Raw genomic sequence first — 13,108 nt, 5'->3', positions numbered from 1 at the left:
CGGGAAACGGACTTGCCCCATCATGTCGCTTGAGGAGATCGTTGCAGGGGCCATCGCGCAGCGGGCGGCGATGACCAGGCGACGACCGATCATCGTCGGCATCTGCGGTGCGCAGGGCAGCGGCAAGTCCACGCTGGCGGCTGCGCTGTGCCGCCGCCTGGACCGTGCGGTGACGCTGTCGCTCGACGATCTCTATCTGACGCGCCAGGACCGGGAAAGGCTGGCGCGCGACGTCCACCCCCTGCTTCGGACGCGCGGCGTGCCGGGCACGCATGATATCCCGCTGGGGATCCGCCTGCTCGACTCCATCGGATCGGGGAAGGACGTGGCTCTCCCGCGCTTCGACAAGGCGCGGGACGACCGATCGCCTCCGTCGGAGTGGCCAGTCGCCCCGGCCGATACGCAGGTGGTGCTCCTTGAAGGATGGTGCGTCGGCGCGATGCCCGAAGACGAAGCCGCGCTCCAGCATCCCGTCAACGCCCTGGAATCGGCGGAAGACCCGTCAGGAACCTGGCGATCGTTCGTGAACAGGGCGCTGGCCGGTCCCTATCAGCCATTGTTCGACCATATCGATTTTCTGGTGCTGCTCGCTGCGCCGGGCTGGGATGTGGTCGCCACCTGGCGAATGCAGCAGGAACAGGCGCTCAGGCTATCCGGCGCTGCCGGTCCGGGCGTCATGGACGATGCGCAGCTCATCCGGTTCATCAGCCACTATGAACGCCTGACACGCCACATTCTCGATGAAATGCCCGGCCGCGCCGATCTGCTGATCCAACTGGACGAACAGCGAGCGCCCCTGGCCGTGCGATTGAAGGAAGAATAGGACCTGGGCGAACCGCGGGCGTCATGACGGCTTGCCGGAACTCCAACTCATCGCTCCTTCGGCCTTGCGCCTTCGCAAAGTCTCCGCTTCGATCTCCAGCGCGCCGGCCAGCGTCGTCTCCGTTCCTTTATCGATGACGCTCTTGGACATGCGGATCAGCGCGGGATCATGCGCCGCGATCGCCTCTGCGATCTGCACCGCCCTGGGCAGCAGTTGTTCCGCCGGCAAAAGCTCATTCACCAGGCCCACGCGCAACGCCGTGGCGGCGTCGATGGGCTGGCAGCTCAGCATCATCTGGCGAGCAAAGCGCGCGCCCACCGCGCGGGGAAGGCGCGACCCCATACCACTGCCCGACAATGCGCCGATCTTCGCATGGGTATCGGCAAAGCGGGCATCATCGCTGGCCAATATGAAGTCGCAGCCCAGCGCCAGCTCCAGGCCGCCAGTATAGGCCGCACCGCCAACCGCGGCGATGATCGGCTTGCCCAGATGCGGCACGCGCTGGATCAGGGCTGTCACGGACTGGCGCGGCGCATCGGGGGCGGAGAAGGTCTTGAGGTCCAATCCAGCGCAAAAGGCGGGCGGCGTCCCGGTCAGCACGGCGACCCGCCAGCGGTCTTCCTGCACGAAAGCGTCGAACGCCGCATTCATGGCGTCGAGCAGCACGAGATCGATCGCATTGCGCTGCGCCGGCCGGTTCATCGTCAGCAGCAATATGCCTTCGCCGACTTCCTCCCTCCAAAGCACATCATTCAGCTTGGCGTTCATATCCGGCTCTCGAAAAATTCGATGACATCCTGCGCGAACGCCCGGGGTTCTTCCATTGCGGCGAAGTGGCCGCCCGCCTCCATCTTCGTCATGCGCGCCACATTATACTGCCGTTCAGCCAGCGCCCGGCTGGGCATCGGATAGAATTCGCCGGGGAAATGAGCGAGCGCCGTGGGAACCGGCACCGGGCCGGGCGCCAGTGCGTCGCCATGCAGCCCATAATACATCCAGATCGAGGACATCACATTGTCGGTGACAAGATAGCTCATGAGGTTGGTGATCAGGTGATCCTTGCTGAAACGGCTTTCTATGTGGCCCTTGGTATCGCCCCAGCGCCAGAATTTCTCGACCACCCACGCCGCCCAGCCGACCGGATTGTCATGCAGGGCAAGGCCGATCGTCTGCGGCTTGGTGGCATGTTCGTGATGATAACCGCTTTCCGCCTCCGTCACTGCGCGCACCTGCGTCCAATAGTCGAGCAATTCTGCGTCGGCATCGGCATCCGGTGACGGCGCCATGAAGAAATTGAGATGGATAGCCGGCACCACATCGGCGTGGCTGATGCCCAATTGCGTTGTCACAGCGGATCCCCAGTCGCCCCCCTGCGCGAAAAAGCGCTCATAACCGAGTATGTCGACCATCAATGTCCGCCACATGGCTGCAACGCGCGCCGGCCCGATGGGGCGGGGCGGGCGGCCCGACCAGCCATATCCGGGTAGGGAGGGAATGACGACGGAAAATCCGGCCTCGACCAGCAGCGGCATCGCGTCCTGAAACTCCACTACCGACCCCGGCCATCCGTGCGTTAACAGGATCGGCGGCTTTCGGGCGTCGCTGCCCTGCACATGGTAGAAGTGGATGGGAATACCCTCCACCTCCGCCATGAACTGCGGCCAGCGATTGAGTTTCTGCTCCTCCGCGCGCCAGTCATATGTCGAGCGCCAATAATCGACCAGTTCGGCCAGATATCGCGCATCCATGCCATATTTCCACTGGTCGGGATCGTCGGGCATATAGCCGATCCGGCTACATGCCAGCCTGTGTCCGATATGATCGAGCACAGCCTGCGGCACATCGATGCGAAAGGGGGTAGGGGTCAACGCGCCTCTCCTGATGATCGCCATTTCATAATCCCTCCCTTGCTTCACCGGATATGCACGGGCGGATGCATCACAGTCGTGATCGGGTCTTCGGAATCATGACAGGTTTGAAAACCGATGGTACGATGGCGTATCCTGAACAAAAAAGAACAGTAGAAAACCACCAATGGAGGGGCGCCCATGGGCATCGTCATCCGCTATCCCCGTATCGATTTTTCGAAGGTCCGGGCCCATTGGGCGCCCAATATCGCCTTCGCCCAATTCCAGAATGCGACCTCTATCATCCCCGCGCCTGTGGAGCCTTGGCTGATCAAGGTGCTGAACATGGCGATGGAATTCCTGCCCGCCGGTTCGGACCGGCTGCGAGAAGACATGGCCGCCTTTATCGCTCAGGAATCGCAGCATTATCGCCAGCATCAGAAGTTCAACAAGGTCATTGCGGCGCAAGGCTATCCTCAACTCGCCGAATTCGAGAAGAAGCTCGCCGACGACTTGGACGGCTTTATCAAAAACCGCTCGCTCAAATTCATGCTGGCCTATGCCGACGGTTTCGAATCGCTGGGCGCGGGGCAAGGCAGCATATGGTTCGAACGGATGGATGCGCTGACGGAGGGCGCCGATGCCAATGCCGTGGCGCTCTGGAAATGGCATATGGCCGAAGAGTTCGAACATCGGGAAGTATGCTTCCAGATCTATCACCGGATTTACAGTCGCGGCCTGTGGGGCAGGATCTGGAACGGCTATTTCTATCGTGTCTATGGCTGCATCTACGCCATGGTTCATCTTCAGGGCTATATGGCCCGGATGTTCTCCTATCTGATCGAACAGGACCGCAGGGCCATGACGAAAGTGGAGCAAGCCGCCCTTGACCGTGACATCAAGGCGCTCAACAATTTTCAGCGAAGGGTCTTCTTCCCGCAATTGCTCAAGAATTTGCTGCCCTGGTATGATCCGGCGAAAAAGCCGACTCCTGCCGGCCTTTTCGATTATCTGCGCCAGTTCGAAAGGCCCGAGGTTGCAGCCTGACAATCAGACCGGTTCATGCTGCCAGCGGATGAGGATCACAGGGTCCTGTAAAGTTCCTTCAGCGCGAACTTGATCACCTTGCCGGTGGAATTCATCGGCAGGGCGTCCAGGAAGGTGACCCCGCGGGGGATCTTGTAATTGGCGAGATTGGCCTTTGCCCAGCCGATCACTTCCTCTGCAGTGATCGACGAACCGGCCGAACGCACGATGAAGGCATGCCCCACCTCGCCCAGCCGTTGGTCGGGTACGCCGATGATGGCGGATTGATGGATTCCCGGCAGACCGGACATCTGCTTCTCGATCTCGGCCGGATAGACGTTGAAACCGCCGACGATGTACATGTCCTTCAGCCGGTCGGTAAGCTTCAGATAGCCGTCCGCGTCAAGGCAACCGACATCGCCCGAATGCAGCCAGCCCTCTGCGTCCAGCGTGGATAAGGTCGCCTCCGGATTGTCCAGATATTCGATCAGCAACTTGTTGTCGCGGATCAGCACTTCTCCCGGCTCGCCCACCGGTAAAGCGCGGCCATCCGGTCCGGCAATCCGGATTTCCGTGCCGGCAATCGCCGTGCCGACCGTATAGGCGATGCGCTCCATCGGATCGCCCGGCCGGGTGTGCGTGGCGGAACCGCAGCATTCGGTCATGCCATAGCCGGTGCTGATCTCCTGGATCGGGGTTTCCGCCTGAAGCCGCTTCATCAGTTCGATCGGCACCACGGTCGATCCCGTCGACATGAATCGCCAGCTGGAAATGTCCCAGTCGCGCCAGTTGGGAAAGGCCAGCATCTCCTGGAACACGGTGGGCGGGGCGGGCATGACCGTGATGCCGTTTTTCGCCACCAGGTCCAGGACGCTGGCCGGATCATAGGCTTCGGGCCAATAGAGCGTGCTGCCCGCGATCAATGACGCGACCCAGCCCGCCTTGTAGGAAGCATTGTGGGAGAAGGGGCCAAAGGCGGCATAGCGGTCGTCCGCCGTCTGCCGCGCAATGTCCACCCAGGCCTGACCTCCACCCAGCGACCGGCGGTGATCGAACAAAGCGCCCTTGGGTGCTCCCGTGGTACCGGACGTGAACATGAGATCAGCCAGCGTGTCGGGCTTCACCATTGCTTCGCGCTCGGCAAGCTGTGCATCGCTGCTGCTGTCGGCCAGGGCGAGAAAATCCTCGAACCGGATTTCGCCTTCGCCCAATTGCTGCGGTTCGGCACGCAGCACGATGCGGCGGCGCAGTTCGGGCATCGCCTCGTCCTTCAGCATGGCCGGATAATAGCGGCCAAGGAAATTGCCGATGGAAAACAGGCGCAGGATCTTGCCCCGGCGCACGATGTCGGACACCTCGCCGCCCTTGAGGCGCGTGTTGAGCGGCACCATGACGCCGGCGGCGCGTTGGATGCCGATGGCTATGGCGACCCATTCCCACATATTGGGCGCCCAGATGACGGCCCGGTCGCCCGGCTGGGCGCCATCCGCGATCAGCGCCTTTGCGACCAGATCGGCCTGGCGGTCGAGTTCGCGATAGCTGATCGCTCCGTCTGTCTGCGAAACCAGGGCAGGTCGGTCGCCGTGGCGCGCGGCTGCGCTACGCATAAGGGCGGGAATAGTCGTCGTCATGATGGCCTTTTCAGTGCTTTGCCGATGCCGCATGGCAGCATGGGCCGAACGTGCCTTTGAAGGAAGAACGGCCGCGACATAAGCGCGGTTGTGATGGCTGTCCTCATTGATCCAGACGGCGCAGGAAGTCGCCGCGCGCCGACCACACCATCCATGCCGCGAGCGGCCCCGCGGTCAGGAGGCAGGTGATGATCGACCAGCCGAGCTTCATGGGATCGCCAAAGACATAATCCGTCAGAAAGCCGATCAGCATCGGCCCCAGCGCATAGCCGCACAGATTGGAAGCCAGCACCATCAGCGCGGCGAACCGACCGCGCATCTCCACTGGGGCGATCATCTGCACGGCGGCCATGGTCGGGCCATAGCTTGAACCCATGGTCATCATCATCAGTGTGATCGCGCCGAACAGCAGCGTGAAATTGCCGAGCGCAAAGGCAGCGGCCAGGCAAGGAGGAATGGCGATGCAGAAGCCGCACAGCAGTCGCAGCGCCATGTCGCGGGTACCACGCGCGAAACGGTGGTCGATGAACAGGCCGAGCGACAGGCCACCGATGATACCGCCCAACGCGACCGCGAACGACATCATTGTTCCGACGTCCGCCGCGCTCGCGCCGAGCACCCGACGGGCATAGGTTGGGGTCCACACCATGGTGCCCTGTATGGCGACTGCCATCACCGCCGATCCCAGGATCAAGCCCAGCATTAGCCGCGGATGCGTGCCGATATGGCGGAAGAACGCGCCCCAGGTCGCCGCCCGCCGGTCCGGCGGGGTCAGGCTGCGGCGCTTCGGTTCCCGAAAGGCGAACGCCAGGAAGGCGATCAGCACGCCCGGCAGGCCCGTCACCACCAGCACCTGCCGCCATGGCGCAAGGCCAGAGAGCGGGCCGCCCAGCGGCTGCGCCGAAAATAGGGCGAGCAGATTGCCGCCAAGCGCATATGACAGCGATATGCCGATGACGCCGGACACGGAAAGACAGGCGATCGGGGTGGTCAGCCGGTGCCGGGGGAAGATGGACGACAGGAGCGACTGCCCCGCCGGCGATACCGCCGCCTCACCCGCGCCGACCAGCAGGCGACCAGCGAACAACTCGTGGTAGCTGCGCGCCAGCCCCGTGCCCGCTGCTGCTAGCGACCAGACCACTATGCCCGCGAACATGATTGCGCGCCGAGAATAGCGATCGACCAACCCACCGATCACCAATCCCATAAGTCCGTAGAACAGAGCGAAGGAAAGGCCTTGAACCAGGCTGATCTGGAAATCGTTGAGGCCAAGGTCCGCCCGCATTTCCGGGATCAGCACCGATATGACCTGTCGGTCGATCATCGACACGATCTGGAAGATCGTCAGGATGAACACCGTCCACCAGGCGCTGGCAGGACCATAATTGTCGGGCCAGTCGCTGCTGTTGTCGGGCCTCTCCGTTCGCGCCGGGGGTGGCAAGGGCGATCAGGCCTTCAGATGAGCAGGCAGTTCCTGCATGAAGACAGCCTTGACCTCCGTGAAGCCGTGTAGTCCCTCCACTCCGCCTTCGCGGCCCACGCCGGACTGTTTGAAGCCGCCATAGGGGATGGTGTAATCGATGACGCGGCCATTATGGCCGAAATTGCCGGTTCGAATGCGCCGGGCGACTTGATAGGCGCGCTCGACATCCTGGGTGAAGACGCCGCCCGACAGCCCGTAGATATTGTCGTTGGCGATGGCGATGGCCTCTTCCTCGCTGCCATAGGCGATGATCGTGCCGACGGGTCCGAAAATCTCCTCGCGGGCGATGGTCATGTCATTGCTGGCGTCGGTGAACAGCGTCGGTTCCACAAACCAGCCCCTGTCGAGATGCGTCGGGCGATTGCCGCCGGTGACGATGCGGGCGCCCTGCGCCTTGCCTTGCCGGATATAGTCGAAGACGCGGCCATGCTGGCGCTGGGTGACGAGCGGGCCCATCTGCGTGGTTTCGACGAAGGGATCGCCCACCTGCACATATTGCATTGCGGCGGCCATGGCCTCCTCCACTGCGCCCTTCAGAGACAGGGGTACCAATATGCGGCTGAACGCGGCGCATTGCTGGCCGCACAGCCCGACGAGGTTCGGCATGATGCCTTCCACGACCTTGCCGATGTCGGCGTCGTCCAGGACGATGGCGGCGGACTTGCCGCCCAGCTCGGTCGTGATGCGTCCCGACCGCGCGCTGACGATCGAGGCGATATTAAGGCCTGCGGCGGTCGAACCCGTGAAACTGACCTTGTCCACTCCTTCATGCCGGATCAGATGATCGGAGACGTCACGATCGGCCGTCAGTACGGAAAAGACGCCCTCCGGCACGCCTGCCGCTGCAATGCATTCGGCCAGGATCAGTGCTTCCAGCGGCGTTTCGGGCGATGGCTTGGCTATGATCGTGCAGCCGGCGGCCAGCGCGAAGGCCACCTTGAGCGAAAGGGTGGCGAGCGGGGCGTTCCACGGCACCACGGCGGCGACCACGCCCACCGGCTCGTGCACGACAATGGCATGGCCGCCAGCCAGTGCGGGCCGCACCTCCTCAAACCCCTTTTCGGCAAGATTGGCGGCGTAGGTGTAATAGCCGCCCATGAAGGGCGCGGTCATCGACGACTGCGAATAGGGCATGCCCACCTGCATCGACCAGGCGCGCGCGAAATCGTCGCTCCGCTTGGCCATCTCACCGGCGATGCGACGCAGATAGACGGCACGTTCCGGGCCGGTCATACGCGGCCACGGGCCATTGTCGAAGGCATCGCGCGCGACCGCGACGGCGCGATCCATGTCCGCAGTCGTTGCCTTGGCGACGCGGCCCACCTTCTCCTCGGTGGCGGGGGAGATGATCTCTATTCCATCGGACCCGGAAGAATTGGTCCAGCCGCCGCCAATGAACAGCTTCTCCGGGCTTGCGAGATTGACGAGCGTATCGGTCATGCGAAGTTCCTTCAGGATACGGCAAATATGGGCGGGACGCTGGTCAGGTCTCGACAACGACGGGCAGCGACAGGATGTTGGCGACGCCGCCGTCCACCGGCAGCATGTGGCCGGTGATATAGCCCGACGCATCGGACGCCAGGAACTGGACCGGGCCGACCATCTCCTTCGGATCGCCGAAACGGTCCAGTGCTATGGCGCTTCGGAAGATTTTCGCCCGCGCCGGGTTTCCGACCGTGGGCGCGGCCATGTCCGTGTCGAAGAAGCCGGGCGCTATGGCGTTGCAGGTCACGCCATGGGGGGCCAGATCCGCCGCGATCGATCGCGTCAGGCCGAGAACCGCATGCTTGCTGGCGACATAGGCGGACAGGTTGGGCCGCCCCGTGTCGGACACATAGGAGGCGAAATTGATGATCCGCCCCCATTTGCGCGCCACCATTCCCTTAGACAGGTCGCGGCACAGCAGATACATGGACGATACGTTCACATCGAACATGTTTTCCCAATGCGCCAGGGTGGACTGGTGGAGCGGCCCCCATCCGCCGATAGCCCCATTATTGACCAGTATGTCGATGCCGGGCTCTTCGGCGTTCAGCCTCTCGGTCGCGTTCTGCACAGCTTCCAGATCCGCCAGGTCGAAGGCGATCGTTCGCGCCTGACCGCCTGCCGCACGGATGTTCTCGGCCGTTTCTTCCAGTTTTGCGGCGTCGCGCGCGGCAAGGACAAGCGATGCCCCGGCTTCCGCAAGCCCCAGCGCGATCGCCCGGCCCAGGCCGCGAGAGGCGCCCGTGACCATCGCCGTGCGGCCTGCAAGCGAGAAAAGCCCCGTCATTTTGTCCTCATCCTTGGCCAGACCTTGTTCCGATGCAATCATAGCGTTGCCAGCGGCCCGATTTCGATGGCGCAAGTCCAGCCATCATAAGAGCGATGTTCGTCGTCAAGGTCCGCACAAGGCTTGTACACCCTTTGCGCTTCCCCGCTATGCACAGCAGCTTGGGAAAGGAGAAAGCCATCATGGTCGAGGCGCACAGCGTCGTGGAGGCGGAAGCCGATTATGTCATCGTCGGCGCCGGATCGGCCGGCTGCGTGCTCGCCAACCGGCTGAGCGCGAACGGCCGTCACAAGGTTGCGCTGCTGGAGGCGGGCGGCGACGACAGGCCGCTGCAGAATCTTCTCAACCCCGCGCAGGCGATGAGCACGATGAACATTCACGTGCCTGCAGGCTTCACCAGGATGCTGAAGGATCCTCGCGTCAATTGGAACTATATGACCGAACCCGATCCGGGATCGGACGGCAGGCGGCATGTGTTCCCGCGTGGCAAGGTTCTGGGCGGCTCCTCTTCCATCAACGGCATCATCTGGGTCCGTGGCCTGCCGGAGGATTATGACGGCTGGCGGCAAAGGGGACTGACCGGTTGGGGATGGGAAGACGCCGAAACCTATTTTCGCAAGATCGAAAATCAGCAGGGCGCGGATGTCGGCAGCGACCGGCCGGTCGGCCCCCTCAAGATAAGCGACGTGCCGATCCGACATCCCATGCTGGATGTTATGACCAGGGCCTTCGAGGAAGCTGGTGCCCCGATCTCCAACGATCTGAACGGCACCACCCGGGAAGGCGTGGCCCGTATCCGGCTCAACGCCTATAAGGGCATGCGCGTATCGGCGGCCGTTGCCTATCTGCATCCGGCGATGAAGCGGCCCAATCTCCAGGTCATCATTCACGCGCATGCCACGCGCGTCCTGTTCGAAGGCAGGAAAGCCGTGGGCATCGAATATTGGAAGGGCGGCCGCATCCGGCAGGTGCGCGCGCGCCGAGAGGTCATCCTGTCGGGCGGTGCGATCAATTCCCCCCAATTGCTGGAGCTGTCAGGCATAGGGCAGGGCGAGCGGCTGCGGGAGCTGGGCATTACGACGCTTGTCGACAGTCCGAATGTCGGTGAAAATCTCCAGGATCATTATGCGGCGATGGTTCGCGCCCGCCTCAAACCGGGTGCTGCGAGCTTCAACGCCATGTCGCGTGGCTTGCCGTTGGTGGGGCAGATGCTGCGTTTTGCCATGAACCGGACGGGTCTGCTGGCGCTGGGCGGCTCGAATCTGACCGCATTCCTCAAGTCCGATCCGTCGTTCGACCTGCCCGATCTGCAATTCTTCGCCAGCCCCGCGACGGTTGATTTCGAGGCGCTCGCGCTGAAGGGCGCGATGACGATGGAAAAGCTGCCCGGCATCACGGTGGGCGGTTATGTGATGCGGCCGCAGTCAAAGGGCTCGATCCATATCAGGAGCGGCGATTTCCATGACGCGCCGGCGATCAGGCCGAATTTCCTTTCGGCCGAAGCAGACTGCCGGGCGCAGGTCGGTTGTCTGCGCTGGGCACGCCGCGTCATGGAAAGTCCTGCCCTTGCCCCCTATTTCGATCATGAACTGACGCCGGGCGCGGCATTGCAGAGCGACGAGGAACTACTGGGCTTTGCCCGCTCCAGCGGGTCGACCGGCTATCATCAGGCGTCGACCTGCGCCATGGGCGTGGGGCCGGACGCGGTCGTTTCCGGAAAGCTGAAAGTCAACGGCGTGGAAGGCCTGCGGGTCGTCGATGCCTCTGTGATGCCCGCTGTCGTCTCAGGCAACACCAATGCGGCGACGATGATGATCGCGGAAAAGGGTTCCGACATGATCCTTGCCGAAACCTGACGAAGATCGCCCTTTCACTTCGCCCGGATGGAGCTGTTCAGCTCGGTTGGCGCACCTGCTCCCCAAACAGCAGGAGCGACTGGTCGGTGGGCAGTGCATCCCAGATCTGGCGCGCGGCTGTGTCTATGTCCATGACGCCGATGCCCAGTTCCATCTGCCTGCGCATCTGCGATGCAATGGGATAGTCGCTGTCGGCCATGGCGGCGACATGGCGGGTAAGAGCCGTGTCGACAAATCCCGGCCGCACTGCCGTCACCCAGATATTGTCCTTTCCGCGCAGCGCCAGTTCCCTGCGGGTAACGCGAACCCACATTTCCTGGGCGGCCTTGCCCGCGCAATAGACGCTCTGTCCTATGGTAGGTGAACGGGCGGAAGAAGAGGACATGAGGACCAGCCCCGCCTCTCCGGCAAAGCCGCTCTCCCCGACCGCGCGCACGAACATTTCCGCCAGCCGCAGGGGCGCGGCGACATTGGCGACAATGTCGCGGGCATAATCGTCGGGCGCGACCTCTCCGACAAAGCCGGTCATCCCCTTCATGTGCGCATTCTGGATGAAGATCGCGCGGGAGCCGCGGAACCGGCTGAGGTTGTCGGCAAAATGAGAGCCGACATCATTCCAGCTTGCCGGATCAGCGAGGTCCAGGAAGACGCTCTCATGGTCGGGATGGGGCCGTCGCGACAAGTTGACGACGCGCGCGTTGACATAAGGAACATTGCGCGCCAGGCCCAATCCTATGCCCTCGGTGGCGCCTGAAATCCATATCAGGCTGTCGCAATCGCAATGCGCATCTGTTGTTTCTGCATTTTGCATGTATGATCTTCATCATGACGGTCGTCCTGCTGTCAAATCACACTGTCGCACCATCGCATGGATGATGCCGCGGCCCATGCTGCTTGCACCCCTTGGCGGTGCAGGCCATGGACATTCCAATCACCATACAGATAGCCGGAGCCGATCCGATGGAATTGCGCCTCGATCCCGATCTTCAGACCTTCCGGACGGAAGTGCGCGCCTTTATCGACAGCGTATTGCCCGCTGAGATGAAGGAACGTCAGCGTCGCAAGGTTGCCAATAACGCCGCCGTGCCCGATCTGCTGGAATGGATGCGCATCCTCAACGCTCATGGCCGATCCGTGCCGCACTGGCCGGTGGAGTTTGGCGGTTGCGGTTGGACACCGATGCAGCTCTTCATCTTCAATGAGGAACTGTACAAGGCCGACGCCCCTGAATTCGACTGGGGCGGCACGCATATGCTGGGACCGGTGCTCTATACCTATGGTTCCGGTTATCTGAAGGACAGGTTCCTGCCCATGATCCGCGAAGGCGCGACCATGTGGGCGCAGGGCTTTTCCGAACCGGGGTCGGGTTCCGATCTCGCTTCGCTGCGCACCAGCGCCGAACTGGTCGGCGACAAATATATCGTCAACGGGCAGAAGATCTGGACCAGCGGCGCCGCCCACGCGGACTGGGGCTTTTTCCTGGTCCGCACCGACAAGAATGTGAAGCCGCAGCGCGGCATCAGCTTCCTCATCATCAAGATGGATACGCCGGGCGTCACCGTGCGCCAGATCCCGCAGATCAACGGCGAAGCGCATCTGTGCGAAGTGTTCCTGGACAATGTCGAGGTTCCAGCCGACCAGTTGATCGGGGAACCGGGTATGGGTTGGACCTACGCCAAGTTCCTGCTGGAGCATGAGCGCACCACGTCGAGCTTTATCTACTGGAGCAAGCGTGAACTGGCACGCGCGAAGGACATCGCGCTCGGCGAAATGACAGGAGGCCGCCGCGTCGCTGACGACCCTGCCTTCCGCGCCCGTTTCGCCAGAGCGGAGGCAGATCTGCTTGCGCTGGAATGGTCGGTTCTGCGCGTGCTGGCGCATGAGGAATTCGACGCGCCGGAGGCTGCCGCCGCCTCCGTGTTGAAAATCCGGGGTTCCGAACTGCAACAGGAAATCACCATGTTGCAGGTCGACGCCTTGGGCGCGAAGGCGCTGCGCTTCTTCGATGTGGCCCCTGCGCCTCCCCCTGCGCCCACGGATGTGTGGGCCGATTATGCCCCCGGCCGAACGACGGTGGCGCTGATCAACCGGGCGGCGACCATCTATGGCGGGTCGAAGCAGATCCAAAAGAATATTCTGGCCAAGCTCGCCTTCGGCCTCTGACAGGAAG

11 protein-coding genes are annotated in these 13,108 nt (G+C 62.6%); 4 read left to right on the top strand and 7 right to left on the bottom strand.

All coding sequences use genetic code 11. From position 1 onward, the window contains the following. The first annotated feature begins 22 nt into the window (after window positions 1–22). Window positions 23–823, top strand: a complete 801-nt coding sequence (locus ACN9MX_RS21035; RefSeq protein ID WP_133651328.1) for an AAA family ATPase — start codon at window positions 23–25, stop codon at window positions 821–823. A gap of 21 nt (window positions 824–844) precedes the next feature. Here ACN9MX_RS21035 and ACN9MX_RS21030 read toward each other — a convergent pair whose 3' ends face one another. Beyond that, the gene (locus ACN9MX_RS21030) at window positions 845–1,591 is read right to left on the bottom strand and encodes an enoyl-CoA hydratase/isomerase family protein (RefSeq protein WP_133651327.1); all 747 of its coding nucleotides are present in this window, start codon (window positions 1,589–1,591) and stop codon (window positions 845–847) included. Next, entirely contained in the window at window positions 1,588–2,691 is a 1,104-nt protein-coding gene (locus tag ACN9MX_RS21025; RefSeq protein ID WP_363828937.1) for an epoxide hydrolase family protein, read from the bottom strand. Before ACN9MX_RS21025 ends, ACN9MX_RS21030 begins: the two co-directional genes overlap by 4 nt. 180 nt (window positions 2,692–2,871) lie before the next feature. Between ACN9MX_RS21025 and ACN9MX_RS21020 the strand changes: the two genes are divergently transcribed. After that, entirely contained in the window at window positions 2,872–3,717 is an 846-nt protein-coding gene (locus tag ACN9MX_RS21020; RefSeq protein ID WP_363828935.1) for a metal-dependent hydrolase, read from the top strand. 35 nt (window positions 3,718–3,752) lie between these two features. Here the strand turns inward: ACN9MX_RS21020 and ACN9MX_RS21015 are convergent, their stop codons facing one another. From ACN9MX_RS21015 to ACN9MX_RS21000, 4 genes are all read right to left on the bottom strand, one after another. Continuing rightward, window positions 3,753–5,327, bottom strand: a complete 1,575-nt coding sequence (locus ACN9MX_RS21015) for an AMP-binding protein (RefSeq protein ID WP_363828932.1) — start codon at window positions 5,325–5,327, stop codon at window positions 3,753–3,755. Window positions 5,328–5,430: 103 nt separating this feature from the next. Next, window positions 5,431–6,768 (bottom strand): MFS transporter, encoded by a 1,338-nt coding sequence (locus ACN9MX_RS21010; RefSeq protein ID WP_363828930.1) that lies wholly within the window; start codon window positions 6,766–6,768, stop codon window positions 5,431–5,433. Between the two features lie 6 nt (window positions 6,769–6,774). Next, window positions 6,775–8,250, bottom strand: a complete 1,476-nt coding sequence (locus tag ACN9MX_RS21005) for an aldehyde dehydrogenase (RefSeq protein ID WP_363828927.1) — start codon at window positions 8,248–8,250, stop codon at window positions 6,775–6,777. A 43-nt stretch (window positions 8,251–8,293) separates the two neighbouring features. Then, window positions 8,294–9,082, bottom strand: a complete 789-nt coding sequence (locus ACN9MX_RS21000; RefSeq protein WP_363828926.1) for an SDR family NAD(P)-dependent oxidoreductase — start codon at window positions 9,080–9,082, stop codon at window positions 8,294–8,296. 182 nt (window positions 9,083–9,264) lie between these two features. Here ACN9MX_RS21000 and ACN9MX_RS20995 point away from each other — a divergent pair, with 182 nt between their 5' ends. After that, window positions 9,265–10,938, top strand: a complete 1,674-nt coding sequence (locus ACN9MX_RS20995; RefSeq protein WP_363828923.1) for a GMC family oxidoreductase — start codon at window positions 9,265–9,267, stop codon at window positions 10,936–10,938. A 37-nt stretch (window positions 10,939–10,975) separates the two neighbouring features. Here the strand turns inward: ACN9MX_RS20995 and ACN9MX_RS20990 are convergent, their stop codons facing one another. Further along, complete coding sequence (locus tag ACN9MX_RS20990) at window positions 10,976–11,749, bottom strand: SDR family NAD(P)-dependent oxidoreductase (RefSeq protein ID WP_363828921.1); 774 nt, start codon at window positions 11,747–11,749, stop codon at window positions 10,976–10,978. Between the two features lie 149 nt (window positions 11,750–11,898). On the opposite strand from ACN9MX_RS20990, the gene ACN9MX_RS20985 reads away from it, so the two are divergent. After that, window positions 11,899–13,101, top strand: a complete 1,203-nt coding sequence (locus ACN9MX_RS20985; RefSeq protein WP_426387706.1) for an acyl-CoA dehydrogenase family protein — start codon at window positions 11,899–11,901, stop codon at window positions 13,099–13,101. The last annotated feature ends 7 nt before the right edge of the window (window positions 13,102–13,108 follow it).

The organism is Sphingobium sp. R-21, from assembly GCF_049913335.1.
Classification (GTDB): Bacteria; Pseudomonadota; Alphaproteobacteria; order Sphingomonadales; family Sphingomonadaceae; genus Sphingobium.
The sequence above is the reverse complement of the archived record's forward strand: the minus strand, read 5'-3'. Positions and strand labels throughout refer to the sequence as shown.

Bases quoted from the DNA above. Each gene is read 5' to 3' on its own strand.
- ACN9MX_RS21035 (WP_133651328.1), top strand. From the start codon at position 23: ATGTCGCTTGAGGAGATCGTTGCAGGGGCCATCGCGCAGCGGGCGGCG.
- ACN9MX_RS21030 (WP_133651327.1), bottom strand. From the start codon at position 1,591: ATGAACGCCAAGCTGAATGATGTGCTTTGGAGGGAGGAAGTCGGCGAA.
- ACN9MX_RS21020 (WP_363828935.1), top strand. From the start codon at position 2,872: ATGGGCATCGTCATCCGCTATCCCCGTATCGATTTTTCGAAGGTCCGG.
- ACN9MX_RS21015 (WP_363828932.1), bottom strand. From the start codon at position 5,327: ATGACGACGACTATTCCCGCCCTTATGCGTAGCGCAGCCGCGCGCCAC.
- ACN9MX_RS21005 (WP_363828927.1), bottom strand. From the start codon at position 8,250: ATGACCGATACGCTCGTCAATCTCGCAAGCCCGGAGAAGCTGTTCATT.
- ACN9MX_RS21000 (WP_363828926.1), bottom strand. From the start codon at position 9,082: ATGACGGGGCTTTTCTCGCTTGCAGGCCGCACGGCGATGGTCACGGGC.
- ACN9MX_RS20995 (WP_363828923.1), top strand. From the start codon at position 9,265: ATGGTCGAGGCGCACAGCGTCGTGGAGGCGGAAGCCGATTATGTCATC.
- ACN9MX_RS20990 (WP_363828921.1), bottom strand. From the start codon at position 11,749: ATGCAAAATGCAGAAACAACAGATGCGCATTGCGATTGCGACAGCCTG.
- ACN9MX_RS20985 (WP_426387706.1), top strand. From the start codon at position 11,899: ATGGAATTGCGCCTCGATCCCGATCTTCAGACCTTCCGGACGGAAGTG.